This is a genomic window from Nonlabens sp. (assembly GCF_051251825.1).
In the GTDB taxonomy this organism is placed as follows: Bacteria; Bacteroidota; Bacteroidia; order Flavobacteriales; family Flavobacteriaceae; genus Nonlabens.
Genome location: NZ_JBPOGG010000003.1, coordinates 115,129 through 139,994 on the forward strand (window position 1 = coordinate 115,129; position 24,866 = coordinate 139,994).

26 protein-coding genes are annotated in these 24,866 nt (G+C 36.4%); 8 read left to right on the top strand and 18 right to left on the bottom strand.

What is annotated here, in order from left to right; translation table 11 throughout:
* Window positions 1-92: 92 nt before the first annotated feature.
* On the bottom strand, window positions 93-1,970 hold the full coding sequence (locus ACSHWW_RS05555) for a mucoidy inhibitor MuiA family protein (protein ID WP_435681430.1): 1,878 nt from the start codon (window positions 1,968-1,970) through the stop codon (window positions 93-95).
* A 60-nt stretch (window positions 1,971-2,030) separates the two neighbouring features.
* Here ACSHWW_RS05555 and ACSHWW_RS05560 point away from each other — a divergent pair, with 60 nt between their 5' ends.
* Window positions 2,031-2,552, top strand: a complete 522-nt coding sequence (locus ACSHWW_RS05560; RefSeq protein ID WP_435681431.1) for an adenine phosphoribosyltransferase — start codon at window positions 2,031-2,033, stop codon at window positions 2,550-2,552.
* 612 nt (window positions 2,553-3,164) lie between these two features.
* Here ACSHWW_RS05560 and bshB1 read toward each other — a convergent pair.
* Window positions 3,165-3,890, bottom strand: a complete 726-nt coding sequence (gene bshB1, locus ACSHWW_RS05565) for a bacillithiol biosynthesis deacetylase BshB1 (RefSeq protein WP_435681432.1) — start codon at window positions 3,888-3,890, stop codon at window positions 3,165-3,167.
* Window positions 3,890-5,053 (bottom strand): trans-sulfuration enzyme family protein, encoded by a 1,164-nt coding sequence (locus tag ACSHWW_RS05570; protein ID WP_435681433.1) that lies wholly within the window; start codon window positions 5,051-5,053, stop codon window positions 3,890-3,892. Before ACSHWW_RS05570 ends, bshB1 begins: the two co-directional genes overlap by 1 nt.
* A 114-nt stretch (window positions 5,054-5,167) precedes the next feature.
* Here ACSHWW_RS05570 and hutI point away from each other — a divergent pair, with 114 nt between their 5' ends.
* Genes hutI through ACSHWW_RS05585 form a run of 3 tightly spaced genes read left to right on the top strand, consistent with a single transcriptional unit; the run spans window position 5,168 to window position 7,807 of the window.
* Window positions 5,168-6,409 (top strand): imidazolonepropionase, encoded by a 1,242-nt coding sequence (gene hutI / locus ACSHWW_RS05575; protein WP_435681434.1) that lies wholly within the window; start codon window positions 5,168-5,170, stop codon window positions 6,407-6,409.
* A gap of 3 nt (window positions 6,410-6,412) precedes the next feature.
* On the top strand, window positions 6,413-6,793 hold the full coding sequence (locus ACSHWW_RS05580; protein WP_435681435.1) for a VOC family protein: 381 nt from the start codon (window positions 6,413-6,415) through the stop codon (window positions 6,791-6,793).
* 6 nt (window positions 6,794-6,799) lie between these two features.
* Complete coding sequence (locus ACSHWW_RS05585) at window positions 6,800-7,807, top strand: formimidoylglutamase (protein WP_435681436.1); 1,008 nt, start codon at window positions 6,800-6,802, stop codon at window positions 7,805-7,807.
* On the opposite strand, the gene ACSHWW_RS05590 is transcribed toward ACSHWW_RS05585, so the two are convergent.
* Complete coding sequence (locus ACSHWW_RS05590) at window positions 7,804-8,463, bottom strand: hypothetical protein (RefSeq protein WP_435681437.1); 660 nt, start codon at window positions 8,461-8,463, stop codon at window positions 7,804-7,806. The genes ACSHWW_RS05585 and ACSHWW_RS05590 overlap by 4 nt on opposite strands.
* 95 nt (window positions 8,464-8,558) lie before the next feature.
* Here ACSHWW_RS05590 and ACSHWW_RS05595 point away from each other — a divergent pair, with 95 nt between their 5' ends.
* The gene (locus ACSHWW_RS05595) at window positions 8,559-9,344 is read left to right on the top strand and encodes an MBL fold metallo-hydrolase (RefSeq protein ID WP_435681438.1); all 786 of its coding nucleotides are present in this window, start codon (window positions 8,559-8,561) and stop codon (window positions 9,342-9,344) included.
* Between the two features lie 74 nt (window positions 9,345-9,418).
* Here ACSHWW_RS05595 and ACSHWW_RS05600 read toward each other — a convergent pair whose 3' ends face one another.
* The 10 genes from ACSHWW_RS05600 to ACSHWW_RS05645 form a co-directional block, all read right to left on the bottom strand.
* Complete coding sequence (locus tag ACSHWW_RS05600) at window positions 9,419-10,933, bottom strand: hypothetical protein (RefSeq protein WP_435681439.1); 1,515 nt, start codon at window positions 10,931-10,933, stop codon at window positions 9,419-9,421.
* Window position 10,934: 1 nt separating this feature from the next.
* The gene (locus ACSHWW_RS05605) at window positions 10,935-11,504 is read right to left on the bottom strand and encodes a hypothetical protein (protein ID WP_435681440.1); all 570 of its coding nucleotides are present in this window, start codon (window positions 11,502-11,504) and stop codon (window positions 10,935-10,937) included.
* A 111-nt stretch (window positions 11,505-11,615) separates the two neighbouring features.
* Window positions 11,616-12,017 (bottom strand): DUF2306 domain-containing protein, encoded by a 402-nt coding sequence (locus tag ACSHWW_RS05610; RefSeq protein ID WP_435681441.1) that lies wholly within the window; start codon window positions 12,015-12,017, stop codon window positions 11,616-11,618.
* Between the two features lie 91 nt (window positions 12,018-12,108).
* Complete coding sequence (locus ACSHWW_RS05615) at window positions 12,109-12,594, bottom strand: hypothetical protein (RefSeq protein ID WP_435681442.1); 486 nt, start codon at window positions 12,592-12,594, stop codon at window positions 12,109-12,111.
* A 178-nt stretch (window positions 12,595-12,772) separates the two neighbouring features.
* Window positions 12,773-14,992 (bottom strand): NADP-dependent isocitrate dehydrogenase, encoded by a 2,220-nt coding sequence (locus tag ACSHWW_RS05620; RefSeq protein WP_435681443.1) that lies wholly within the window; start codon window positions 14,990-14,992, stop codon window positions 12,773-12,775.
* A gap of 230 nt (window positions 14,993-15,222) precedes the next feature.
* Window positions 15,223-15,576, bottom strand: coding sequence for a 50S ribosomal protein L19 (rplS, locus tag ACSHWW_RS05625; RefSeq protein ID WP_435681444.1), 354 nt, complete (start codon window positions 15,574-15,576; stop codon window positions 15,223-15,225).
* Between the two features lie 136 nt (window positions 15,577-15,712).
* Window positions 15,713-16,072: a T9SS type A sorting domain-containing protein gene (locus tag ACSHWW_RS05630; protein ID WP_435681445.1), complete on the bottom strand. Its 360-nt coding sequence runs from the start codon at window positions 16,070-16,072 to the stop codon at window positions 15,713-15,715.
* 50 nt (window positions 16,073-16,122) lie between these two features.
* Entirely contained in the window at window positions 16,123-16,803 is a 681-nt protein-coding gene (trmD, locus tag ACSHWW_RS05635; protein WP_435681446.1) for a tRNA (guanosine(37)-N1)-methyltransferase TrmD, read from the bottom strand.
* Between the two features lie 58 nt (window positions 16,804-16,861).
* Window positions 16,862-16,990, bottom strand: a complete 129-nt coding sequence (locus tag ACSHWW_RS05640; protein ID WP_435681447.1) for a hypothetical protein — start codon at window positions 16,988-16,990, stop codon at window positions 16,862-16,864.
* 1 nt (window position 16,991) lies between these two features.
* Window positions 16,992-17,306 (bottom strand): YbjQ family protein, encoded by a 315-nt coding sequence (locus ACSHWW_RS05645; protein ID WP_435681448.1) that lies wholly within the window; start codon window positions 17,304-17,306, stop codon window positions 16,992-16,994.
* 42 nt (window positions 17,307-17,348) lie between these two features.
* Between ACSHWW_RS05645 and ACSHWW_RS05650 the strand changes: the two genes are divergently transcribed.
* Window positions 17,349-18,338 carry a DUF6588 family protein gene (locus ACSHWW_RS05650; RefSeq protein ID WP_435681449.1) on the top strand — a complete coding sequence of 330 codons (990 nt, stop codon included), beginning with the start codon at window positions 17,349-17,351 and terminating at the stop codon, window positions 18,336-18,338.
* 152 nt (window positions 18,339-18,490) lie between these two features.
* Window positions 18,491-19,159 carry a hypothetical protein gene (locus tag ACSHWW_RS05655; protein WP_435681450.1) on the top strand — a complete coding sequence of 223 codons (669 nt, stop codon included), beginning with the start codon at window positions 18,491-18,493 and terminating at the stop codon, window positions 19,157-19,159.
* Between the two features lie 340 nt (window positions 19,160-19,499).
* Here ACSHWW_RS05655 and rplT read toward each other — a convergent pair whose 3' ends face one another.
* The 4 genes from rplT to thrS form a co-directional block, all read right to left on the bottom strand.
* Window positions 19,500-19,844 (bottom strand): 50S ribosomal protein L20, encoded by a 345-nt coding sequence (gene rplT, locus ACSHWW_RS05660; protein WP_435681451.1) that lies wholly within the window; start codon window positions 19,842-19,844, stop codon window positions 19,500-19,502.
* Window positions 19,845-19,947: 103 nt separating this feature from the next.
* Entirely contained in the window at window positions 19,948-20,145 is a 198-nt protein-coding gene (gene rpmI, locus ACSHWW_RS05665) for a 50S ribosomal protein L35 (protein WP_036585360.1), read from the bottom strand.
* Window positions 20,146-20,246: 101 nt separating this feature from the next.
* The gene (gene infC / locus ACSHWW_RS05670) at window positions 20,247-20,759 is read right to left on the bottom strand and encodes a translation initiation factor IF-3 (protein WP_435681579.1); all 513 of its coding nucleotides are present in this window, start codon (window positions 20,757-20,759) and stop codon (window positions 20,247-20,249) included.
* A 58-nt stretch (window positions 20,760-20,817) separates the two neighbouring features.
* Window positions 20,818-22,764, bottom strand: a complete 1,947-nt coding sequence (thrS, locus tag ACSHWW_RS05675; protein ID WP_435681452.1) for a threonine--tRNA ligase — start codon at window positions 22,762-22,764, stop codon at window positions 20,818-20,820.
* Window positions 22,765-22,927: 163 nt separating this feature from the next.
* Between thrS and ACSHWW_RS05680 the strand changes: the two genes are divergently transcribed.
* Window positions 22,928-24,811 carry a hypothetical protein gene (locus ACSHWW_RS05680; protein ID WP_435681453.1) on the top strand — a complete coding sequence of 628 codons (1,884 nt, stop codon included), beginning with the start codon at window positions 22,928-22,930 and terminating at the stop codon, window positions 24,809-24,811.
* Window positions 24,812-24,866 lie beyond the last annotated feature (55 nt).

A 24,866-nucleotide genomic window follows, 5' to 3' on the forward strand; every position in this document is an offset into this window, starting at 1 on the left:
AATTGCATCCGGCTTAACGCCTTAGCGGCTGCAAATATAAAACTTTTAATGATACTACTGCAACACTATAAGCCTAATTATTACAAATAATTTTATTCTAGATTGATACGCTTTTTGCGAGGAAACTTTACTCTATATGAAAAGCGTTCCTTTAACTGGCTACCGCTGCCTAGATTGATTTCCCATGTAAGCACCTGAGTTTCTTCATCCATTTGAGCAGTGCCAGTTTCTACATCATCAACCTTGATCTCACTGTTTCCACTGATAGGTACACGGTCCTGAAGCTTGATTTTTATTGTTTTACTACGATTGTTTTTTAAAGTGATTTCATAATTTTTATAAATGATACGCGTGCCGCCTAAGAATGATTTTGCTTTAAAATCTTTGATGTCTTCTCGTTTTACGCTTATTTGTGGATCCACACCTAGACCTACGATGAGTTCTTCTTTAGTAGTATCAGTATCAAAATAAATCTTTCCTATAAAAGCATCTTCAAAATACACATTGGCTTCGCCAGGAATCAAATTCAAAGATTCCCAATTTGATAGTGAAGCGGTGAGAAATACATTCTCATTAATTACTGGTGCGGTATAATAAGAGTAAGATGCACTCACGTCATTATTTGAAATCTCAATATCTGTAGATTCACCAGTGCTCGGAATAGAGTAGAGTTGGGTCAGTTCATAAGTACGTGAAGCTATGTTTTCTTTCACATTATCAACTACCGGCGGAATGTAATCATCCACTTCTTCCTTTTCATCTGCTTCATAATCAAAACCACTGTTAACTTTACGGCTAGCATTAGCATATCCTGAGACAACTACGGCATCTAACTGATCGTAACTTTCTTCTAATTTTAAATTCATCGTAGAGGCATAAATAGGAATTTCTTTGTTTGTGTAACCCATAAAATTTACTACTACAGTATCACCATTTCCCACTACTAAACTATAGTTTCCATCAAAATCAGTTGTAGTGCCTATAGTTGTACCTTTAACCATTACTGTTGCTCCGAGAACAGGCTCGCCAGTCGCATCAGTCACTTTACCAGAAACTGTTTTCACCAGCGGATTATATCTTTTATTACTACGTCCGGTAGCCTGCGCTCTGTAATTATTACGTACAAAACCCAAGCGCTTCGCCTCCAGTTTTGGCATTTGATTATCTACTTGTGGATCGCCTGTTGAGATTTTTAATTTGACATCTTTCCAGTCCGTTCCTGTTGCCTGATATGCTTGAGCCTTAAAAGCAAGGTTAATACTATCGTCAGTTCCCTTAGCTGTGATATCATAAATAGGAACCCATCCAGCACTCAACACATTATAGCTAAAGTTGATTTTAAAACGTCGCGCACTAGGTGCAATAACCTTTAAAGTAATCGTTCCTCGACGCTCATTTGCTTCAGGATTTATTTTTTCTTTTTCTATTTGTAGTTTAGAGAGTTGTTCACTGGCTTTATTAATCAGCACCACATTTGCGTTGCGTTCATTAATAATAGCAGCAAATCTACTTCTATAATAGGAGCCAAATTCCTTTACCTGTGCCAGACTCAATCCTGTATCCTTACTATTCAGACTTCGGTTGCTTTCTAGTAGCAATCTTTCTTGATCCAGACCACTATTGGTAGCATTCAGTTCGGCAATTTGATTTTTAACCAGCTCAATTTCGGTTTCAAGTTTATTGATTCCGTCGCTGATTTCTTTTTTCTCTAGAGTTGTCGCAGCATAATTTAAACCGTTCAGTCGCAACCCATCTAAGTCGGTAATATTTATACTCGCCTCATCAATATCAGGTGATAAATCATTTAACTTAATCTCGTTCACACCTTTAGATAGTTGAACAGTCGCGGTTCTATCGATTCTGGCACCTTGAAGGTAAAGGGTAACTTCATTAATGGTGGACGGCGTTTTAGTTTCTTGACCACTTACCATAAAACAGCAAAGCAGCATCACTATAAAAAGAACTCTCATAAGAAAATGTTTGAATCAAATTTAAAGATAAAATCAAAAGGAACTTCTTACTTTTAGAAAATGAATAATGAATTTATAGCTTCGTGCATACACGATATCCCAGATTTTCCTAAAAAAGGCATTGTTTTCAAGGATATTTCTCCTTTGTTAGCTTCCGCGAAAGCGAGATCCATCACCACTGAATTACTCGTGAGAAACTTCAGAGATCAAAGTATAGACGTGGTCGTGGGCATTGAGTCTAGAGGATTCTTATTCGGCATGCTACTGGCCGATGCGTTGAACGCAAAATTTGTAATGCTACGCAAACCAGGGAAATTACCAGGCAATATCGTAACTCAAGAATACGAGTTAGAATACGGAACAGATACTTTAGAAATTCAAGAACATGCCATATCAGCTGGAGATAATGTGTTGATTCACGACGATGTATTAGCCACCGGAGGAACAGCCGCCGCTGCAGCAGACCTTATTCAAAAGATAGGAGGGAAAATCGCAGGATTTAACTTCGTTATCGAATTAGATTTTTTAAACGGTCGAGAGAATCTTTCAGGATTTCAAATTGATTCTGTGTTGCATTATTAGATGAGGTATGAGGTGTAAGGCATGTGTTTTGGGGAATGAGGTAAAAACGACATTTTGGGTTGAGTTTAGCCGATCTGTTTTCAAAATAAGGTGAATACCATAAACAATTAAAAATACCGACTTCAGTCGGTATAAGCGAAACATGACGCCGAAGGCAACTTGTTGAATTCACAGCGGCAGACTTCAGTCTGCCGGCACCAATGATTTTTTATGCGCAATTAATTTTCCCGATCAATCGGTAATTAATAATCAATTTTTCAAAAATTGAAAAAATAATCGGCAATAAAAAAAGTCCCAGATTTCTCTAGGACTTTTAAGGGTGGAAGACGGGATTTACCGCTCTGCAGCGGCATAAACTTCTCGTCCCTTGTTTTAATTTTTTGAAATTACTGCAATAAAAAAAGGCCTTAGAAAAACTAAGACCTTTTAGGGTGGAAGACGGGACTCGAACCCGCGACTTCCGGCACCACAAACCAGCGCTCTAACCAGCTGAGCTACAACCACCATATCAATGTGAGTTTTATTTAAGTGGATCTCAAGAATTCAACCACTGCGCCGTTAAGCGGTTGCAAATTTAACGCATTTCTTAATATTCAAAACACTTTTTAAAATTTATTTTAAATCAAAAATACTGTCCACTCCAGAATATCGTTCTGCCTTGAATCCTTCGGCATACTCAGTGCCTAGATAACGGCCTAAGTTTGCAGCTCTATACTTAATAGATTCAAAGAAATTCTTATTACTTATAGGAGTCTCAGGTTCACCAGATTTAGGGTCGTAAAATTGTGAGCTATAAGCTGCTACACTTTCAATTTTAGTATCCATAAAGTCTGTAATATCTACTATAAAATCTGGTTCCATGTCTTGCCATTGTATATAATGATACACATGTTTAGGTCTCCATGCTTCTTGCTTTTTACCGTCAACCTCTGTCTCAATCATGCGCAAACCAGACAGGAAACAACTCTTACTAGCTAACTCAGATCCCATTCCATGGTCTGGATGGCGATCATAAAGCGCATTACATAGCACAATCTCAGGTTTATATTTTCTAATTATTTTAATAATTTCTAGTTGATGAGCTTCATCATTCACAAAAAAACCATCGCGGAAACCTAGATTTTCTCTTACTGAAACTCCTAATATTTTTGCAGCTGCAGCCGCTTCTGTGTCACGTATCTCAGGTGTTCCTCTTGTTCCTAGTTCGCCACGAGTTAGGTCTAGAATCCCAGTAATTTTACCGTTTGCTGCTTCTTTTGCAAGAACTCCAGAACAGCTCAATTCTACATCATCTGGATGTGCGCCTATGGCAAGTATGTCAAGTTTTAAATCATTCATCATTTTGCAATTTTACGGCTTTTCTCAATGGCTTGCTCAATATCGTTAGCTAGAATTTTTACTTCTTCTATACCTACTGAGAATCGCAATAAGCGGTCTGAGATTCCTTGTTCTTTACGTTGCTCTGGCGTTAATAAGGAGTGCGACGTTTGAGTAGGAGCGAGAATAGTGCTTTCTACTCCAGCTAGACTCAATGCTACTTTAACTACTTTTAATTCTTCAAGAAAGCGATGATGATCTACAGATTTTTTAAACTCAAATGACATCATTCCACCATAGCCGCGCATTTGTGATTTAGCAATTTTGTGGTTAGGATGTGATTTAAGACCTGGATAATTTACTCGTTTAATGGCGGGATGATCCTCAAAATAGCGAGCGAGTTTTTTAGCATTTTTAGTTTGCTGTTTCACGCGCAACCCGAGAGTTTTTATACTACGTTCCAGTAACCAAACGGTTTGATCACTTAAACTTCCACCATAGTTTTTGGCGGTTTTCCATATTTGATTCATGTGCTTTTGAGAACAACTTACTGTTCCTGCACAAATATCGCTATGACCACCTAAATACTTGGTAGCACTATGAAGTATGATGTCGATACCATAGTCAGCAGGATTCTGGTTAATAGGTGATGCAAATGTATTATCGATGACGCTTGTTAAGGAGTTCGCTTTCGCGAAAGCGGATACCACAGTCATATCTACTACTTCCAGCAACGGATTGCTAGGAGTCTCTATATAGACCATCTTAGTATTTACCTTGCGATGTTTCTCAAGTGACGCTGCATTAATATGTTCAATAAACGAAAATTCTATTCCTAAGTTAGTGAACTCTGCATCTACAAAATGTGATGTGCCTCCATATATAGCGCGTTGTAAAATCACGTGGTCACCAGTCTTTAAAAAAGCCATAAAAACAGCACTTATCGCTGCCATACCGCTACCGAAAATAAGTCCAGCTTCACAATTCTCAAGTGCTGCAATCTTCTCACCGAGTGCGACCTGATTAGGTGTATTAAAATAACGTGGATATAGATTTGTGCCTTCTCCACGGTAATCATAAGCGGTGGACATGTAGAGTGGAGCAGTGGCGCCGCCATATTTCTCATCTTCTAGATTTCCAGCGTGAACGCACAACGTATTTAAAGGTCGTTTTTTTGAACTCATAATAGTTTTTTAAAGCAGTCTAAGTTACCCAATTATTGTGTTAAGAAAATCTGAACTTTTAATACTATTGTCCAAAGGTTTTACAGAGCCTTTTAAAAATATTATCTTCACCTTATGTCTATACTATTTACTCATATTAAAGAATTGGTTCAAGTGCGTGAGCATACTAATGAACCATTACGCGGTGCTGCAATGGATGAATTGCCATCTATAAAAAATGCTTATTTATTTGTGGAACATGGTCGCATAGTCGATTATGGTTCTATGGAAGATTTCCATCCACATCCAGCCGAAGAGGTCTACAACTGTGAAGATCAAATCATCGTACCAGGTTATGTGGATTCACATACACACTTAGTATTTGCAGCGACGCGCGAGAAAGAATTTGAAGATCGCATCCATGGTCTTACTTATGAAGAAATTGCTGCTCGTGGTGGAGGAATCCTCAATAGTGCTGCAAAGCTTGCTACCATGAGTGAAGATGATCTTTTTAATCAAGCTCAAAAACGATTGAAGTTGTTGATTTCTCTAGGTACGACTTCCATAGAAGTTAAAAGCGGTTACGGTCTAAGCGTAGAGAGTGAATTGAAAATTTTACGAGTTGTTAAAAGACTTAAAGAAGAAAATTACATTCCTATTAAAGCAACATTTTTAGGAGCACATGCCATTCCTGCAAACTATAAAAATGATAGAGATGGATATCTCAAGTTAATTATAGATGAGATGCTTCCCGTAATAGGAAAAGAACACTTAGCTGATTATATAGATGTGTTTTGTGAGAAAAACTATTTTACAGTAGATGAAATGTTACGAGTAATTGAAGCTGGAAGCGCTTATGGTTTAAAAGCCAAAGTTCATGTGAACCAGTTCAATGCCATAGGAGCAATAGACGCTGCCGTAAAAGCTGGAGCAGTAAGTGTGGATCACCTAGAAGTTATGACCACTGAAGATTATGACGCATTAAGTGGTGCTAAAACAGTCGCAACGGCGTTACCAAGCTGTTCGTTTTTTTTAGGACTGGATTATGCACCGGTAAATGAAATGATTGATAAAAACATAGCCGTTGCCCTAGCGACAGATTATAATCCAGGAAGTACACCATCTGGAAATATGAATTTCGTGTTTTCGCTGGCTTGTATTAAAATGAAAATGACACCACAACGAGCATTTAACGCTATGACAGTAAATGCTGCTCATGCAATGGGATTACAGGATGAAGTAGGAAGTATTACTAAAGGTAAAAGAGCCAACCTTTTATTCTTTAAAGATATAGATTCGATTGCCGCGGTTCCTTATCACTTTGGTCATTCTATAATAGATAGAGTGCTGGTAAATGGGATTGATATTAAGAAATAACAAATGAATTTAAATCAAGTTACGGTTCCGTCTTTAGATGTATCACGATCTATACTGTTCTATGAAAAACTTGGATTAGAATTAATCGTTGAAGCATTACCCAATTATGCAAGGTTTGAATGTCCTGACGGTGGTTCTTCATTTTCTATTCATCTGGTTGAAAAATTACCCCAAGGAGATGGAGTTTACGTTTATTTTGAATGTGAAGATTTAGATATTAAAGTATCAGATCTTGTTTCAAAAGGAATCCTATTTGATCAATTACCTAAGGATGAAAACTGGCTATGGCGAGAAGCAAGATTAAAGGATCTAGACGGAAACCAAATAATTCTTTTTTATGGAGGCGATAATAGGTTAAATCCGCCGTGGCGTGTTAAAAAATAAATAATTATGAATTACTTCAACTTCTTAAACCGTCATCAAATCATAGCTTATTCAGGGCAACGCTATTCTATAGAAGATGCAACTGGTGTCCAAGAAGAAGATACTGCGGTAACTTTTTCTCAAAAAGTATTGAGTTGTTCTAGTATTGAGGAACTCAACAATTGCAATGCAGACTATGTTCTCATAGGGATTCCTGAGGATATAGGTGTGCGAGCTAACTTTGGTAGAGCTGGTGCCGCTGGCGCATGGGAAGCGTTTCTAGGAGCTTTTCTCAATTTACAGCATCATGAGAATAACGATGCGAGTCGTTTTTGCGTATTAGGAAATGTAGTCGTAGAAGACTTGATGAAGGATTGTGAACACCTACAATCATCTAATCATGAAGATAGAATCAAACTTAGTGCAGCAGTAGAAGAAATTGATGATCGAGTTACACAAGTTATTCAGCAAGTTATAGGGTCAGGAAAACTGCCAGTTATCATCGGTGGTGGACATAATAATTGCTATCCGATATTAAGAGCGTTTAATGGTGTAGCAGCTATTAATATAGATGCGCATACTGATCTTAGAGTTGCAAAAGGAAGACACAGTGGTAATGGTTTTTCTCACGCACTAGAACATGGTTATTTGCGTAATTACTTCATGATAGGATTACAGGAAAACTACCTGAGTGAACCTATGATAGAATTATTACATGATGATTTAAGATTAGCTTACACGACTTATAAATTTGATTACCTCAATATCTCTGAAGAAGTTCAACTTGCAATTGATCATATAGATTCTACAAATTATGGGCTAGAAATCGATATGGATGTGGTCGCAAACTTTCCATCGAGCGCGCAATCTCCTATAGGATTCTCTATGGAACGCTTGCGTAAAACGGTTAAAGAAATTCTAGAAGTAAGTGATGAGATGCCGCGCTACATTCATATTTGTGAAGCAGCTCCAGTTTATGGTTATCCTAATCAGGTAGGGAAAGCGCTAGCAAATCTGGTAAATGATTTGCCTTAGTTAACTCCTATGAAGTAAACCTGAGAAAAAACATAGAATAAAAAGAAAACGACGCTTACTATAAAGAGTGTGAGTCCTTGTCTACGGTCTTTTGCGCTATAATTAAATATTTGTTTGCCGTCAGGTAGTGTCTTTTTTGAAGTCCACAACATATATCCTATGATCATTCCTATGAATCCGCCTAGTAGTGCAAATATATAGCCTGCATAGATAAAGGCTTTTTGAGATTTTTCAGGTTGTGAAAGTTCATCCAGTCGAGTTTTGCGTAGTGCACTGATCATTTCCTCATCAATACTTTTACCGCGTTCCTTTAGAATTCTCTTTGCGAGTAAGTAATCATATGCACTCCATTCGTCTTTTTTAATAAGGATTCCATATAACTCTTCATCGCTAAATGAAAATAAATAATGATCTGAAGCAGCAGACATGACGCTATCTTCTATGTCTTGCTCCATAATAGAAGTTGCTTTCTCAAACTGTTCAGGAGCTATTCTTAATTCTATTTGATGTTTCACCGTATCGTTTGTAAAGGTCACGTCTACTGGCGGTACATTATCATCCATAATAACTTTAATCCCATGTTTCTCTAAAAGGTTTTTAGTTTCTAGAGCCATTTCAAGATTGGAATATTTTTTAAAAATAGAAGAGTAACTCATAGGAAATGATTGTTTGCTAAAATTAGAACTTTTATATCTTTTATAACAAGATAAAAAAACGCTTTCGCGAAATTTGAAGCGAAATAAAATCAATCATGAAAAAACTTATCCTATCCTTAAGTCTTATTGCTTTATTAGTAAGCTGTAAAAACGAAAATTCTAATTCAGAAAATCAAACTGATGTTGCAAAAGCAGTTGAAAATGAGGTTTATGAGCCCCAAATTGAAATCATGCCTATTTCTCACGCCACATTTGTAATGGTATGGGATGAAAAAGTATTTTATATAGATCCTGTAGGTGGAGCAAAAGCATTTGAAGAAATGCCTCAAGAAGACGTGATTCTAGTTACTGACATTCATGGTGATCATATGAGCGCCGAAACCTTGCTAGCAATAAGAAATGAAGGAACAATTTTAATAGTTCCCGAAGCTGTAAACGAGAAAATTAAAGAAACGGTTGACGCTGCTGAGGTGATTCATAACGATCAGTCTACCAGTTTTGACGGATTTAAAGTAACAGCGATTCCTATGTATAACCTAACTGAAGAACGATTAAAATTCCACGAAAAAGGCCGAGGTAATGGTTATGTGATTGAGAAAAATGGTTACAAAGTGTATATCTCTGGTGATACTGAGGATATCCCAGAAATGAGAGATCTACAAGGAATCGACAAGGCATTTGTTTGTATGAACTTGCCATACACTATGACAGTAGATAGCGCTGCCGATGCTGTTCTAGAATTTGCGCCTAAAGAAATTTATCCATATCACTACAGAGGAACTGATGGAATGCTAGATGTTTCAAAGTTCAAGGAATTAGTGAATGATGGCAATAAAGATATTGTCGTCACTCAACTGGATTGGTATCCAGCGGAAGACTAATTTTTCTAGATGTAAATCAATAAAAAAAGGCTCAAGAATTATCTTGAGCCTTTTTTTATGAATGTAAGTGCATCTTAGAATTGCATGAAACCATACTTGTATTCTACACCACTTTTTGCACGGAGCAAGTATTTTCCATCGCTTATTTCATGAATGGATGAAGTGTCAAGATCAAAAGCTTCGTCCTTTTGAACGCCTATTCCGGCAGCCATTAAAGCCTCGTTTTTGATTAATGTTCCGCTAGGATCTATAATGTCATGAATAGGGAAACGTTTCAATAACGGAACTCTCACAGCGCCTTTGCGTAAATCACGAGTTTCATTATATAGTAAATGAAGTTTACCATCTCTCACAAATGAAAGTACAGAAAGATAAGCTCCGTTATCATTGCGAGTATTAGGCTCATTAGTATCTATGAAGTTTAAAAACTCCATGCTACCGTTGAAGGTCATTATTTTTGCAATACCAAAACCATTGTTCAAATAGGTATAGTCATATTCAAATGAACCAGCACCAGCTTGTCCAGATTTTGATTTACGATCTACTTGTGCACGATCCATCACTAACCAGTAATAATCATCTAGCACATGAATGTCTTTAATGGATAAATTAGATACTGATTTATCAAAGTCATTACGCTGGTTATACACTAGTTTTCCATCTGCATCATATTTAAGAGCAAGTATTCCAGTTGCAGTAACACCAGAGTTACGTCCCGAGAAGTCCATGCTTACAGAGAAAAATTTAGAATTATCACTCGTTAAAATTCCTGTGAACAGAAAGTTGTCTTCTTGAAAACTACCTTGGAACTGAGCGATTTGATAATTATCATCTTGCTTTAGTTCTTCTAGATTAATACTATCAGTATCTGGATTCCAGTTGTAGATATTCTTAGTAGGTTTCTGCTTTTTAAGATCTATACTTTTTACGATATATACCTGTCCAGAGTCACTTACATAAATCTCATTATGACGTGATCTTTTATCTGCAAATGGAAAAGTGAAAGACTTAGTCTTTACTACTTCTTTTTTATCATTAAGAAGATATAAATCTATGGTTTCAGACTTTTTCTTTACCCATGGCTGTTCTACGAGAACGGCATAAAATGATCCACTATCACTACGAGCTATTTCAAACTCACCAGATTTAGTCATGCTCAGTGCCTTAACCAAAGCAATCTCATTATAATCACCTAACTCACCACCATCAATATCGGTAGCTTGCCAGCTCAGAATGTTCTTCTTTGTTTTCTTGTCATAGTAAGATGAGAATAAAGTATAATCGGTTCCGTTTTCTTGGAACATCGCCTCATAATCTCTACGCTGCCCAAAAACTTTTACAGGTTCTACTTCAATAGAAATAGACCCCATTTTCTCAAGATCATTTGGGTTTAAGAAATCAACATCTAGTTGAGTATTGAATTTCTTAGAGTCATAAAACTCTGTGAGTTTATAGACTTTATCATCTACTACATAAGATAATGTAGCGTCTTGCTCGTCTGTAATTCTATAAGGATAACCCCATGTAAAACTTTGAGCTGCACTAGATAAACTAGTAAGTACGATGAGTGCAATTAGTATCTTTTTCATATTAATCCTCACATTGCTCGTTATACTCACGTACTATCGCTTCAAGAGAAAGTAAACGATATCCTTTTTCCTTATTCTTTACTTTGTTGTAAAGTTCTTTATTGTCTTTTACCATTTTAGACATGTGTTTTGCAAAACTCATCACAAAGCGCTGTGTGCTTTCTGCTTCACCATTTACTCTTAGAACGATTTCACTGCTCCAGGACTGATCATCGCTATCATATTTGCGCCATTCTAATTGTTCCATGCAACCATCTTGAGCTACCTGCAAAAATTTAGTGTCCTTAAATAGTACCGATTTAAACTGGCAAGCTCTGTATTCAGTGTCTGCTACTTTGTAACCGTAAATATCTTTAGGCTTGTACTTAGATTTCTTTCCATTTTTTTCTTTCTTGAAAAGAACTTTTTCATAACGTTGTGATTCAGATAAATACTGGATGTAACCACGTACTTTTTCTCCGTCTTTTTCGACTATGTAACCTTCGTAGTATTGACCTATACGATAGGTAGGTTCTTGAGCTTGTGCAATTCCTGTAGCCATAAATGCTACAACTAGTAATAAATATTTCATGTTTTTGTATTTGATTCAGCACAGGTATTCAATGATAGTGCCATAGATGCAAATGTATGTTTTTAATTGATATTTAATGAGATACGCTTTCGCGAAAGCGTATAAAACCAACTAACCAAAGAAAACACCATGCAAATAGCGACCTGGCATTAAAGTAAATCCACCAGCAATCATAATAGCTCCTGTGTAGAGTAAAATCATTTTAATTTTATGTTTTCTCACTTGACCTTTTTTAATAGCAATGAGTGCTGTAGGTATGGAGTACAAGGTTAAAAAGCTGAATAAATGAATCCAGCCAAAATGATTCAGAAATTGTGGACCTACTAGTGCTGGTAGGAACAGCGACGCAATTGCGGTGATCATCATTAAAATCATATAGATTTTACCTAACACTTTATGGAGCGCATTTCCTTTCCTGAAAAATAGTAAGTAAGCACCCAAAAATATGCAAGGAACCACTGTCCCTAAATGCAAATACATTAAAAAAGTGTAAGAAGTACTGTAAAGTGCCATGTTCTATATTTTCAATAAAGATAGCGTGGTTTACAGAAATCGCATTTTTCATAACACCCAATTGTATAAAATCGAAGCTGAATTGGGCTTTTTAAATACCAATCTCATATCCAAAGCCATAAGCTGAGTAAAAATCAGATGAAAACTTCGTGAAAATCATTAAAGAATGTGTGTTTCTAACTCCAAACCAAGATAATCTCAGTATGCCTTGAATACCAAATTTCGTGTAGTTAAAATCTTCGGCTGGCAAGGCTGGAGAAATATTGCTTTCTCCTGTGAAACGGTCACTATTTCCACTAATAATTGAGAGAAATGGACCTACGCCCAGTTGGATATCAACTTTTTCCTTGTTTCCTAAATTATAATTGAGTGAGCTTTGAGCGGTATATTCATTTAACCTACTATTCCTTGTGTCAGTAAATCCAGTGCGTTCAAATCCTCTAGCATAGGCTAATCCAAAGCGATAGGACCAGAAAGATTTATCATTTAATTCTTGCTCATAGTTGAATTGTAAACTCAATGATTGTGTGGTGTATTCCTGTTGTTCTATACCACCGTAGGTAAGTGCAAATCTCATGTTATCATCTGAATGATAAACACTTTTTTGAGCTGCAGCGAAAAAGCAAACTAAACTTAAGAGAAAAAACAGATAGCGCATAAGTGGATATTTACAGATATATAATGATACATATTAAATCAAAAATCTCCCAAATCAATAAACATTTGAGAGATTTTTGAATTATAAAAAAATGAAATTATCCTATAATTCCATTAAGCGTTTCGCTAGGACGCATTGCTTTTTCTGCTTTTGCAGGATCTGCCATGTAATATCCTCCTATGTCCATAGGCTTTCCTTGAACGGCAATTAGTTCTTGGGTGATTTTCTCTTCATTGTCTGCAAGTGCTTGAGCTAGTGGACTGAATTCTTTAGCTAGGTCTGCATCTTTAGATTGACCAGCCAGTTCTTGAGCCCAGTATAAAGCTAAGTAAAAGTGAGAACCACGATTATCTAATTCATTCACTTTACGAGAAGGAGATTTTCTGTTTAATAATGATTTTTCTGTGGCAGTATCAAGAGCATCTGCAATGATTTGTGCTTTTGAATTATCATATTTTACAGCAAAATGTTCTAATGAAACTGCAAGAGCAAGAAATTCTCCTAGTGAATCCCAACGCAAATGATTTTCTTGTTCAAATTGTTGCACGTGCTTAGGTGCAGATCCACCAGCTCCAGTTTCAAATAATCCACCTCCATTCATTAAAGGAACGATAGATAGCATCTTTGCACTAGTTCCTACTTCTAGAATAGGGAAGAGGTCCGTATTATAATCACGTAATACATTTCCTGTTACTGAGATGGTATCTTTTCCATCTTTCATGCGTCGCAAGGTGCGTTCAGTTGCTTCAATAGGAGATGCAATAGTGATATCTAATCCAGTCGTATCGTGATCTTTTAGATACAAGTTTACTTTTTCAATAATCTGTGCATCGTGAGCACGGTTTTTATCTAACCAGAAGATTGCTGGCATCTTACTTGCTCGTGCGCGTGTTACGGCAAGCTTCACCCAATCTTGGATAGGTGCGTCCTTAGTTTGACAAGCTCTCCATATATCTCCAGCCTCAACAGTGTGTTCTAGATATACAGTACCATCTGCATCCACAACTTGTATGGTTCCACCATATCCTATTTCAAACGTCTTATCGTGAGAACCGTATTCTTCTGCTTTTTGAGCCATAAGTCCTACATTAGGAACTGTTCCCATAGTCTTAGGATCAAAAGCTCCATTCTTTTTACAGAACTCAATAGTTGCATCATAAATTCCAGCATAAGAACTATCTGGAATGACAGCTTTAGTATCTTGAGATTCACCATCGCTATTCCACATTTGACCAGAGTTTCTAATCATCGCTGGCATAGAAGCATCGATAATAACATCACTAGGAACGTGAAGATTTGTAATTCCGTGGTCGCTATTTACCATGGCTAGTGATGGTCTGTACTCCATACACTTACGGATTTCATCTTTAATCTCTTCTCTTTCTAATTCTGGTAGGTCGTGTAGTTTACTTAACAAGTCACCAAAACCGTTATTTACATCCACACCTAATTTATTAAATGTCGAGCTGTATTTTTCAAATACCGGCTGGAAGAAAACCTCTACCGCATGACCAAAAATGATTGGGTCAGAAACCTTCATCATCGTTGCTTTCATATGTAAAGAAAACAATACGTCTTTCTCAAGAGCATCATCAATTTGCTCTTCTAGAAATTCTAGTAAAGCTGTTTTGCTCATGTAAGTGGCATCTAGTATTTCTCCTTTTAATAAAGAAAGTCCTTCTTTAAGAACATGTGTTCTATCTGCCTTATCGATAAGTTGAATAGTTACTGTGGTGTCTTTAGTAGCTGTGAAGCTTTTCTCGTTATGAGCAAAATCTCCTGCAGTCATAGTAGAAACATGAGATTTTGAATCTTTACTCCATGCACCCATACTATGCGGATTATTACGCGCATACATTTTTACTGGCTTAGGAGCTCTACGATCAGAATTTCCTTCTCTAAGTACTGGATTTACAGCACTTCCTTTTACAGAGTCATAGCGCTTTTTATAATCTTTCTCTTCATCAGTTTGAGGATCTTCTGGGTAGTTAGGTAGGTTGTAACCTTTAGCTTGTAACTCTTCTATTACATCATTCAATTGTGGAACAGAGGCACTGATGTTAGGTAATTTGATAACATTTGCTTCAGGCTTTTTTACTAAATCGCCTAATTCTTTTAATGCGTTTTCTACTTGCTGGTCTGCATTCAAACGGTCAGCAAAAACGGCTAGTACTCTAGCAGCAAGTGAGATGTCCTTAGTTTCTATGTTAATTCCTGCCGCAGCAATGAATTTTTTTACAATAGGTAAAAAAGAAGCTGTCGCTAGTGCTGGTGCCTCATCAGTTTTAGTGTAAATAATAGTAGGTGTCTTGGACATTTATATAGAGTTTGAATTATTAATTTATAGCTCAAAAATTAGATTTTGAGATCTCTCGCAAATATAATATTTACAACTCTTATTTGAAACCTAATTATCATAAGCTTAGGACTTAAAAGTTAGTATTATCATCATTTAAAAATGCAATAGCTTACTCGCGCATTTAATTTGAGGCATAAAAAAAAGCTGCCCGATGTGGACAGCTTTTCAATATAGTTAGAAGTTGTAGATTATTTTCTACGCGCTTCTTTGATACGGGCTTTCTTACCAGTAAGACCACGGAAGTAATAAATACGCTTTCTACGTACAGCTCCTGCTTTGTTCAATTCAATTTTTTGAATTGCTGGAAGATTGATAGGGAAGATACGCTCTACACCTATGTTACCACTCATTTTTCTAATTGTAAACGTTTTTGTAGCACCTGTTCCTCTCACTTGGATTACAACACCACGGAAAAACTGTGTACGGCTTTTTTCACCTTCTTTAATTTCATAGAACACAGTGATTGTATCACCAGCACTAAATTTAGGGAAATCTTTCTTTTGAATGAATTCGTCTTGAACGAACTTTACTAAATGTTCCATTATAAATAGGAATTAATATGTTTATGTAATAGTCAACGTGCACGATGATCGTCAGAGGTTAATTTTTACGAGCTGCAAAAATACAAACTTCTTTGATTGCACCAAATGTTTTACCTAAAAAATAAAAGACTTAAAACTATTGAATAATTAGCTTCTTAACGGAGCTGTGTGCATCGCTCTGGATGCGTAAGAAATATATCCCTGCAGCAATTTTTGAGATATCAAAATCGATTACAGGTTTATTAACTGATGTCTTTGCACTATAAACTTGTTCTCCTAAGGAGTTGATTATAGTAATCGAGACATTCTTAGTATCGGTTTTATTTACTCTTAATTTAAGAGTACCGTCATTAACTGGATTAGTAAGCAAGGTGAATTCTTCATCTAATTCAATGACATTAGAAATAGGGGTAACGATAGATTCATTACTAGCTGCTGCAAGAATTGCAGGGCTTGTAAAGAACATTAAAAACGCTAAAAGTAAAAGTTGTTTCATAATTTCACTATCGTTAAGTAAAGCTACAACAAAAAGGAGTAACTTAAACGTTAAATATCGCTTAAAAGATCAGGTCGTCGTTCTAGAGTGCGTTTTAATGCTTGATCCTCACGCCATTGATCTATGGCAGGTAAATTACCGCTCAATAGAATCTCAGGAACTTTGAGTCCTTTATAGTCTGCCGGTCTCGTGTAAACTGGTGGAGCAAGCAAACCATCTTGAAAACTATCTGTTAATGCACTAGTCTCATCACTAATCACGCCAGGAATTAATCTTATGATAGAATCACATAAAACAGCTGCGCCTAACTCGCCACCACTTAACACATAATCGCCTATAGAAATTTCTCTGGTAATATGTAAATCGCGCAATCGTTGATCCACACCTTTATAATGACCGCATATGATCATCAGGTTTTCTTTGAGTGAGATGTGATTTGCTATTCCTTGATTAAGAGTTTCACCATCAGGAGTCATGTAGATGATTTCATCATATTCACGCTCTGCTGTTAACTCAGTAATCATTTTATCTAGTGGTTCCACCATCATCACCATACCAGCGCCACCACCATATTGATAATCGTCTACTTGATTGTATTTATTAAGTCCGTAACGTCTTAAATCGTGCATGTGCACTTCTACTATTCCTTTTTCAATAGCTCTCTTTAATATAGATGCCTCAAAAGGACTTTTAATTAACTCAGGTAAAACGGTGATTATATCTATGCGCACAACATCAAATTTTAAGTTGCAAAAATAGGCTTATTAAATGGTAGATAATTGTAAAAACTTACCAGTTACGTTCTTCAAAACCTTCATTTCCCTTTTTTTCTACACGTTTAATGATAAGGTAAATAACGATTCCTATGCATGCAATTATTCCTATGATGTAAAGGAGCATTATTAAGACGGCTATCATATCACTTAAGTTTGACAGCTGTTCCATAAGCGAGTATTTCACTAGCACCTTGCATGACCATGGAAGACGTAAGTCTAACGTTTATTACAGCATCTGCACCTAATCTTCTGGCATCATCTACCATTCTTTGCATGGCTTGATCTCTACTGTGTGCTTGTAATTTTGTGTATTCGTCGATTTCTCCACCTACGAGATTTTTTAGTCCTGCAAATATATCGCTACCCACATTACGTGCTCGCACAGTACTGCCGCGCGCAACGCCTAGAATGGCTACAACTTCTTGTCCAGGAATAAAATCGATTGTTGAAACTATCATAATTTGTTTTTATTTATTTTCACGGCCTTATTAAATAACCTTATGAAGCTTAAAGTTACTATTCTTTGTTGTTTTTTCGCTTTCGCGAAAGCGGAATTTTCAAAATCACAAAATGATCTAGGAAATGTTTTAACAGATTTATTGCTCATCACAGATCGATACGTTGAACCAGCTGCCGAAGCTTCAGTAATGCAATCCAGTGCCGGATGGTATCATAGTGCAGCAACTCTTGATAAATATAAAGTCACTGTAGCACTGCATGCAAATGCTCTCGTGTTTCCGTCCGGTAAAAAATCTTTTGATATAAGCAACGATGAATTAATCAATTTAAGAGTTCGAGGTGCAGAGTCTGCAAATATTCCGAGCACGCTGGGTGGAGAACAACGTACGTTTTTTGACTTTACCATTGAAGGTGAGGAGTATGAGGTACAAGCATTTGAAGGAATAGATACTGGTTTTCTTGCTTATCCATTTTTACAAGTAGGAGTAGGATTATGGAAAGAAACTGAGGTTCAATTAAGGTATTCTCCTAATATCAAGATTGATAAATCTGATTATGCGATATATGGAATAGGAGTGAAGCACAATCTTTCTCAGCATTTCTTCAAAGAAGATCGACCAGTGGAACTTGCTTTTTTAACAAGTTACTCGCTGTTTGATTTAAATTTATTCTTTGATCCTTATGAGTTGAGGTCAAGCGGAAATGCACAACCACTTGCGGTTGTGAATGGAGCTCTAGTTGATGCTCATGCAGTTTTATTCCAAGTGGTTGCCAGTAAGGATTATAATAACTGGACTGTAAGTTCTGGACTGGGATATAATCGCAGCTGGATTGATTATAAACTTAGCGGAGACGATGGTTTATTTCTAAGTACTTTGAATGAATTTCTGGAAATCTTAAGTGAAACACAGGATAGTTATAAAGTGGATTTAGGTGCTACCTACCATTTTACTAACTGGGATTTGAGTACACAGTTTAGCGCTGGTAATTTTATAAATCTTAATGTTGGTGGTGTTTATCACCTTAATTAAAGGTTATATCAATTATTACGACTTAATTACAAGAGCGTTTTTTGTCTATGAATTCTAAAGGTTCATCGTTGAAAATACTCTTACAATAATTTAACGATTACAATTTTATAAATAATCAAAACTTCAATTACATTTAACTATAAAATTAAACTATGAAAAATATATTACAATTAGCCTTATTAATGATTTGCAGCTTTGCAATGGCCCAAACAGTGGACGTTAAGGATATTAAAGTTGAAATGACTAAAGGTATGCAGCCTGGAGTAGAAGTTTTTATTCAAGGTGCAAATGAGGATCAAGTACGTGATGCTATTAAGGATAACACACGCAAATTTAGAGGCGATGATGAGCGCATTAAAAGGTCCGACGAACGTTATATCGATGATGCGAGAATTAAGGAGTTGAGTGATAATGACATTGATATTCATTATTTAATTAAAGAAACTGATAAAGGAAGTACGTTGCAAATGTTTTTTAACATGGGTGTGGTATTTCTAAGTCCTGATCTTGATGCAAATAAGTATAACTTCATGAGAAAACTAGCTTCTCAAATCGCAGTGGATGCAACTCAATTAAACTATGATGAATTGATTGAGGAAGAAGAGAAGATTTTGTCGCGTTTGATACGTGATAAAAAGAACAGTGAGGATGATATCAAAAAAGCACAACGCGACATAGAAAAAGCTAAAAAAGAGATTGCCGAGAAAGAGCAAGAAATTAAAGAACTGGAGCGTAAAGTAGGTGACCAGACTGAGCTTGTTTCGAAGCAAAATGATATGGTGAAGGACTTAAAGAATCAAAAGGCCAAAGCAAAAAGATAGTAACCTTACTTATTATTTGATATTAATAAAAACACCTCATTAAGAGTTAATCACTCTTAATGAGGTGTTTTTTTATTCAGCATTTGAAATTTTAATATTGATTCAGAATTGATGATTAAGTTAACGAGATTATCTGTGAAACTATAATAGCTCTTAGTGTTTAAAAGATAAATATTCACATGACTTGTAAACGCATTACTGAAGCATGTCGTTCAGAAATTAAATAGTCTGTATAATAGATCAAAGAAGAATCTTTCGTTCTTAGTAATTATAAGACATAAAAAAATCCCCATCATTGCTGATGGGGATTTTCTATTTGCGAGAGGTTGTTACACCTTAATTATTTTACTTTGTTTACTACAGCTTCAAAAGCTTCTGGGTGATTCATTGCTAAGTCTGCAAGAACTTTACGATTTAACTCGATGTTGTTCTTCTTAACAGCTCCCATAAACTGTGAGTAGCTCATTCCATGAATACGAGCACCAGCGTTGATACGAGTAATCCATAATGCACGGAAAGTTCTTTTCTTGTTTCTTCTATCGCGGTATGAGTAAGACATTGCTTTCTCTACTGCGTTTTTTGCTACTGTCCATACGTTTTTACGACGTCCGAAGTAACCTTTTGCTTGTTTAAGCACTCTTTTTCTGCGGGCTCTTGAAGCCACACTGTTTACTGATCTAGGCATAATTTAATTTTTTAATAGAGGGCGATTCATATTTGAATTCTTGATAAGCCTTTCTACTGGGTTTGTTATTAATTAATAAACCATCAAGGTTTACAAAGTGGTCTTACTTAAGACGTAATTGTAACTTGATATTGTTTTCATCTGCTTTGTGCACGAGTCCATCGTGTGTTAAAGCTAGTTTACGCTTCTTACTTTTCTTAGTAAGGATGTGACTCTTAAAAGCGTGTTTTCTTTTAATCTTACCAGTACCAGTAAGCTTGAAACGCTTCTTAGCACTAGATTTAGTTTTCATTTTAGGCATAATTTCCTTTTTTAATTCTCGCATTATCAGCCCGAGAGCCGTATAAATAAAACAGCCCTCGATTTGAGGACTGCAAAAATAGTATTTTTATTGATATTTACCTACTTTTTCTTAGGCGCAAGAAACATATTCATGCGCTTTCCTTCTAGTTTAGGCATCTGCTCTACTTTACCTAGTTCTTCTAGGTCTTGAGCAAGTCTTAATAATAGAATTTCTCCTTGATCTTTGTAGATAATCGATCTTCCTTTAAAGAATACATAAGCTTTTAATTTAGCTCCTTCTTTAAGGAACTTTTCAGCGTGCTTTCTTTTAAATTCGTAATCGTGATCATCAGTGTTAGGTCCGAAACGGATTTCCTTGATGACTACTTTTGAGGCATTTGCCTTCATCACCTTCTCACGTTTCTTTTGCTCATAGACAAACTTTTTGTAGTCCATGATTTTTGCTACCGGCGGATCTGCGTTAGGTGAAATTTCAACCAGGTCTAGTTCCATCTCGCGTGCTTTTTCAAGCGCGTCACGAGTGTCTATTACTTGTGGTTCAACTCCTTCACCTACTAATCGTAGTTTTCTAGCGCGTATCTTTTCGTTGATTGCGTGCTTGTCTTCTTTGATAATTCGAGCCGGTCCGCGGCTTCTGCGTCTTCTTATTGCTATGGCTATATAATTTTAATTAAACTTCAAATGTTTTTATCATGGAGGCAACTTCGTCTTTTATGAGCTGGCTGAATGTTTCAACGGTCATACTTCCTAAATCTTCTCCACCATGTTTACGTACAGAAATTGTGCCGTCTTTTTCTTCTTGTTCTCCTACGATCAGCATATACGGCAATTTATTCATCTCTGCCTCACGGATTTTTTTACCCATGGTTTCAGCACGATGATCAACTGCAGTGCGAATTTCGTTAATTTCTAGCGAATTTGCTACCTGTTTAGCATAATTTTCGTATTTCTCGCTGAGAGACAGTATGGTACACTGCTCTGGCATCAACCACAACGGGAAGTTACCACCAGTATGCTCTATTAAAATAGCAATAAATCGTTCCATACTACCAAAAGGCGCACGATGAATCATTACAGGTCTATGTGACTCATTGTCAGCTCCTTTATACCATAAGTCAAATCGCTCTGGTAAATTGTAATCTACCTGGATAGTTCCTAATTGCCAGCTACGACCTAGAGCATCCTTCACCATAAAGTCGAGTTTAGGGCCATAAAAGGCAGCTTCACCTTCTTCTATGACATAATCTAGACCTTTATCTTTTGCAGCACTGATAATTGCATTTTCTGCAATTTCCCAGTTTTTAGTATCTCCTATATATTTCTCTGGTTTCTTAGGATCGCGTATACTTACTTGAGCAGTAAAATTCTCAAATCCTAAAGAACCAAATACATAAAGTACTAAATCAATTACTGCTTTAAATTCCTTATCCAGTTGCTCTGGCATACAGAATATGTGCGCATCATCTTGAGTAAAACCTCTTACACGAGTTAAACCGTGTAACTCACCACTTTGCTCATAACGATAAACAGTACCAAATTCTGCAAAACGCTTAGGTAGATCTCTATAAGACCATTGCGAGCTTTTATAAATCTCACAGTGATGTGGGCAGTTCATAGGTTTTAATAAAAACTCTTCGTCTTCGTGAGGAGTTTTTATAGGTTGGAATGAATCTGCTCCGTATTTTTCATAGTGTCCGGATGTTACATAAAGTTCCTTAGAACCTATGTGTGGACTCACCACCATTTCATAACCAGCTTTTTTCTGTGCTGCTTTTAAGAAATTTTCTAAACGTTCACGTAGTGCAGCACCTTTAGGCAACCATAGAGGTAAACCTTGTCCTACACGTTGAGAAAAAGTAAACAATTGTAATTCTTTACCTAGCTTTCTATGATCACGTTTTTTAGCCTCTTCTAGTAACTCTAGATATTCTTTTAAATCCTTTTGTTTAGGAAAAGAAGTCCCATACATACGTGTTAATTGTGGATTGTTTTCATCTCCACGCCAGTATGCACCGGCAATACTCATGATTTTTACTGCCTTAATGATTCCTGTATTAGGAATGTGTCCACCACGACATAAATCTGTAAACGTATCATGATCACAAAACGTGATGTCACCATCAGTTAAGTTCTCAATGAGTTCAACTTTGAATGGATTATTTTGATCTTTATAAAATTGTATAGCATCGGCTTTTGAAACACTACGCATTGTAAATTCATGTTTACCACGTGCAATTTCTAGCATGCGAGCTTCAATTTTAGGAATATCATTTTCAGATATAGAGTGTTCCTTAAAATCTATGTCATAATAAAATCCATTATCAATCGCAGGTCCTATTGTTAAACTTACTCCTGGGAATAATTCTTCAATAGCTTGAGCCATAATGTGTGAAGTCGAGTGCCAGAAAGCCTCTTTACCTTCAGGATTACTGAACGTGAATAGTACTAGACTACCATCTTCTTCTAGAGGAGTTTTAGTCTCTACCTTAGTTCCATTAAAACTGGCGCTTATAACATTACGAGCAAGTCCGTGTGATATGCTCATCGCGACATCCATAGGAGTGGTGCCGTTTTCCATTTCTTTTATACTGCCGTCAGGCAAAGTAATTTTAATCATAACTACAAAATATGAACCTGCAAAGTTAATCGGTTTAGTCAAATGGCAATGTAATTTTTCATGTCATTTGTCGCCTATTTTGGTTAATTCTTCTATTTTAAAACACACATAGTAGTGACAATGAATTATTTACTCTATTTTAGATGAAATAAAATATAGAACAATGACTTCATTTGTAGGGAAATGGAAGTTGTTAGTGCTCGTATTATGCTGTGGTTATCTCGCTTTCGCGAAAGCGGAATTACCACCAGTTACTGCACATACCATCTTCTCAAGCACAGAAATTGCTACGTTTAGTATCAATAAAAACACTACACGCGCAGAAATATTTGACTTGTTTAAAGAGTTATTTATGACTCATAGTGTCAAGGCAAAATTGAATGGCTACAAACGTCATGCTGGCGTTATTAAATTACTTGACCTAACGCTTACAGACGGAAATGGGAAAGTTTACCCATTAAAGTTAGAAAAAGCAGACGGAATCGATGACGTGTGCTTAACTATTAATGCCGCACAGAAAAGTATCCTAGAATTTGCTGCATGTGTTAATGCTCAAAAAGCCGTGGAACCTGTCGCTGCCGGAGCTATAAATGAGGTGAAATCTACATTAAGTGAATCACAAAAACCAGATTCCTATTCATCTTCTCAAGATATATCTTCAGTTGAAAATACAGATGTTGCAAACTCGAGAATAGTAGCACAACAAGTAAATGCTGCCCGTAAATCACAAACCGATACTGAGATAGATGCCGCAAGATTGCGCGTTAAACAACAGCAAGAGGAACGCCGTCTAGATGTTCTAAAACGTAAAGCTAAAGTAGAAGCTCAACAAGAAGAAAATCGCATTAAAAACGAACAACTCGCAAAGGATCGCGCCGCAAAAAGAGAGCAACAATTACAAGAGGTACGTGATCGACAACTTGCCAAAAGACAAGAGCTAGAAGATGCAAGAATAGCAAAACTGGAAGAAGAGAAAAGGCAAATAGCCATCGAAACCGCTCGTATAGAAGCTCAAGCACAAGCAGAACGTGACCAACTTGCTCAATTAGAAAAAGAACGTATGGCTGCTCAAGAAAGGCAAGAACAACGCCGTTTAGAAGAAGAAGAAGCAAAAAGGGCTGCACAGCAACTTAAAGAACAGGAAAAGGAGAAAGAACGTGAAATAGTGCGAGTGCGTAAACGTCTCGAGGCAGAACGTCTAGAAGCTGTTAAGGTAGAAAAAGAACGTGTGAAATCAGAAAAAGCTTCGCTAGAACGACTGCGAATGGAACAAGAAATAGAACTAGAAAAACTATCTCAGGAACGTATTGCAGCTCAAGCATCACTTGATAAACAACTCGCAAAAGAACGAGAATTAGAAGAGGAAAAACGACGTAAAGAACGTGAACTGGCTGAGCAAGAACTTATAGATGAACGAGAACGCTATAGAGGTGAAAATGCAGCTATCTATCAACGTAAAGAGCTCATGCGCAATGCAAATGAAGATGATTATGTGCCAGATGAAGAAAAAATAATAGAACAAGGTTTTCTCATTTTTAATGCAGAGCAATGTAGTTTTAAAGTATATATGGGACGCACGATTGTGTATGACGCTTTTGGTAAGAAGATCTTAATTATAGAAGATGAATTGATTGATGCGCCACAAATTGGTAAAGTTGTCGTGAATGGAGTGGAAGGAACTTATGAATTTACTTCTAACCTTTTAATTATTAAAAACTCTAGTGGTAATCTTATAGATGAAAATGGAAAAGTTGTAGGCGCTGGAGCAATTGCAAGTCCTGCAACTGAAAAACTTTTTAAGGTTACAAACACATTTAGCATCGCTCCAGATTTGTCTAAAGAACAAGTAACTGCCGTTTTTTTAAGAATTGATTCTGCAAACTACGATACTGAGATATTGGAACTCACATATAATAAGGATCAATTAATTTCAAATTTAGTTTTTAGAATAGGTGAGGAATCTTATTCTTATAGTGATATTCAAGGAATAACTCAAATTACTATACAGCTTAATGAAGAACTACAAATAGCCAGAGTTATTGACTAAAATTATATAAAGTGACTGGTACAATAATTATTATAGATTTGTAAATGATTTAACT

Bases quoted from the DNA above. Each gene is read 5' to 3' on its own strand.
- ACSHWW_RS05555 (WP_435681430.1), bottom strand. From the start codon at position 1,970: ATGAGAGTTCTTTTTATAGTGATGCTGCTTTGCTGTTTTATGGTAAGT.
- ACSHWW_RS05560 (WP_435681431.1), top strand. From the start codon at position 2,031: ATGAATAATGAATTTATAGCTTCGTGCATACACGATATCCCAGATTTT.
- bshB1 (WP_435681432.1), bottom strand. From the start codon at position 3,890: ATGAATGATTTAAAACTTGACATACTTGCCATAGGCGCACATCCAGAT.
- ACSHWW_RS05570 (WP_435681433.1), bottom strand. From the start codon at position 5,053: ATGAGTTCAAAAAAACGACCTTTAAATACGTTGTGCGTTCACGCTGGA.
- hutI (WP_435681434.1), top strand. From the start codon at position 5,168: ATGTCTATACTATTTACTCATATTAAAGAATTGGTTCAAGTGCGTGAG.
- ACSHWW_RS05580 (WP_435681435.1), top strand. From the start codon at position 6,413: ATGAATTTAAATCAAGTTACGGTTCCGTCTTTAGATGTATCACGATCT.
- ACSHWW_RS05585 (WP_435681436.1), top strand. From the start codon at position 6,800: ATGAATTACTTCAACTTCTTAAACCGTCATCAAATCATAGCTTATTCA.
- ACSHWW_RS05590 (WP_435681437.1), bottom strand. From the start codon at position 8,463: ATGAGTTACTCTTCTATTTTTAAAAAATATTCCAATCTTGAAATGGCT.
- ACSHWW_RS05595 (WP_435681438.1), top strand. From the start codon at position 8,559: ATGAAAAAACTTATCCTATCCTTAAGTCTTATTGCTTTATTAGTAAGC.
- ACSHWW_RS05600 (WP_435681439.1), bottom strand. From the start codon at position 10,933: ATGAAAAAGATACTAATTGCACTCATCGTACTTACTAGTTTATCTAGT.
- ACSHWW_RS05605 (WP_435681440.1), bottom strand. From the start codon at position 11,504: ATGAAATATTTATTACTAGTTGTAGCATTTATGGCTACAGGAATTGCA.
- ACSHWW_RS05610 (WP_435681441.1), bottom strand. From the start codon at position 12,017: ATGGCACTTTACAGTACTTCTTACACTTTTTTAATGTATTTGCATTTA.
- ACSHWW_RS05615 (WP_435681442.1), bottom strand. From the start codon at position 12,594: ATGAGATTTGCACTTACCTACGGTGGTATAGAACAACAGGAATACACC.
- ACSHWW_RS05620 (WP_435681443.1), bottom strand. From the start codon at position 14,992: ATGTCCAAGACACCTACTATTATTTACACTAAAACTGATGAGGCACCA.
- rplS (WP_435681444.1), bottom strand. From the start codon at position 15,576: ATGGAACATTTAGTAAAGTTCGTTCAAGACGAATTCATTCAAAAGAAA.
- ACSHWW_RS05630 (WP_435681445.1), bottom strand. From the start codon at position 16,072: ATGAAACAACTTTTACTTTTAGCGTTTTTAATGTTCTTTACAAGCCCT.
- ACSHWW_RS05640 (WP_435681447.1), bottom strand. From the start codon at position 16,990: ATGATAGCCGTCTTAATAATGCTCCTTTACATCATAGGAATAATTGCA.
- ACSHWW_RS05645 (WP_435681448.1), bottom strand. From the start codon at position 17,306: ATGATAGTTTCAACAATCGATTTTATTCCTGGACAAGAAGTTGTAGCC.
- ACSHWW_RS05650 (WP_435681449.1), top strand. From the start codon at position 17,349: ATGAAGCTTAAAGTTACTATTCTTTGTTGTTTTTTCGCTTTCGCGAAA.
- ACSHWW_RS05655 (WP_435681450.1), top strand. From the start codon at position 18,491: ATGAAAAATATATTACAATTAGCCTTATTAATGATTTGCAGCTTTGCA.
- rplT (WP_435681451.1), bottom strand. From the start codon at position 19,844: ATGCCTAGATCAGTAAACAGTGTGGCTTCAAGAGCCCGCAGAAAAAGA.
- rpmI (WP_036585360.1), bottom strand. From the start codon at position 20,145: ATGCCTAAAATGAAAACTAAATCTAGTGCTAAGAAGCGTTTCAAGCTT.
- thrS (WP_435681452.1), bottom strand. From the start codon at position 22,764: ATGATTAAAATTACTTTGCCTGACGGCAGTATAAAAGAAATGGAAAAC.
- ACSHWW_RS05680 (WP_435681453.1), top strand. From the start codon at position 22,928: ATGACTTCATTTGTAGGGAAATGGAAGTTGTTAGTGCTCGTATTATGC.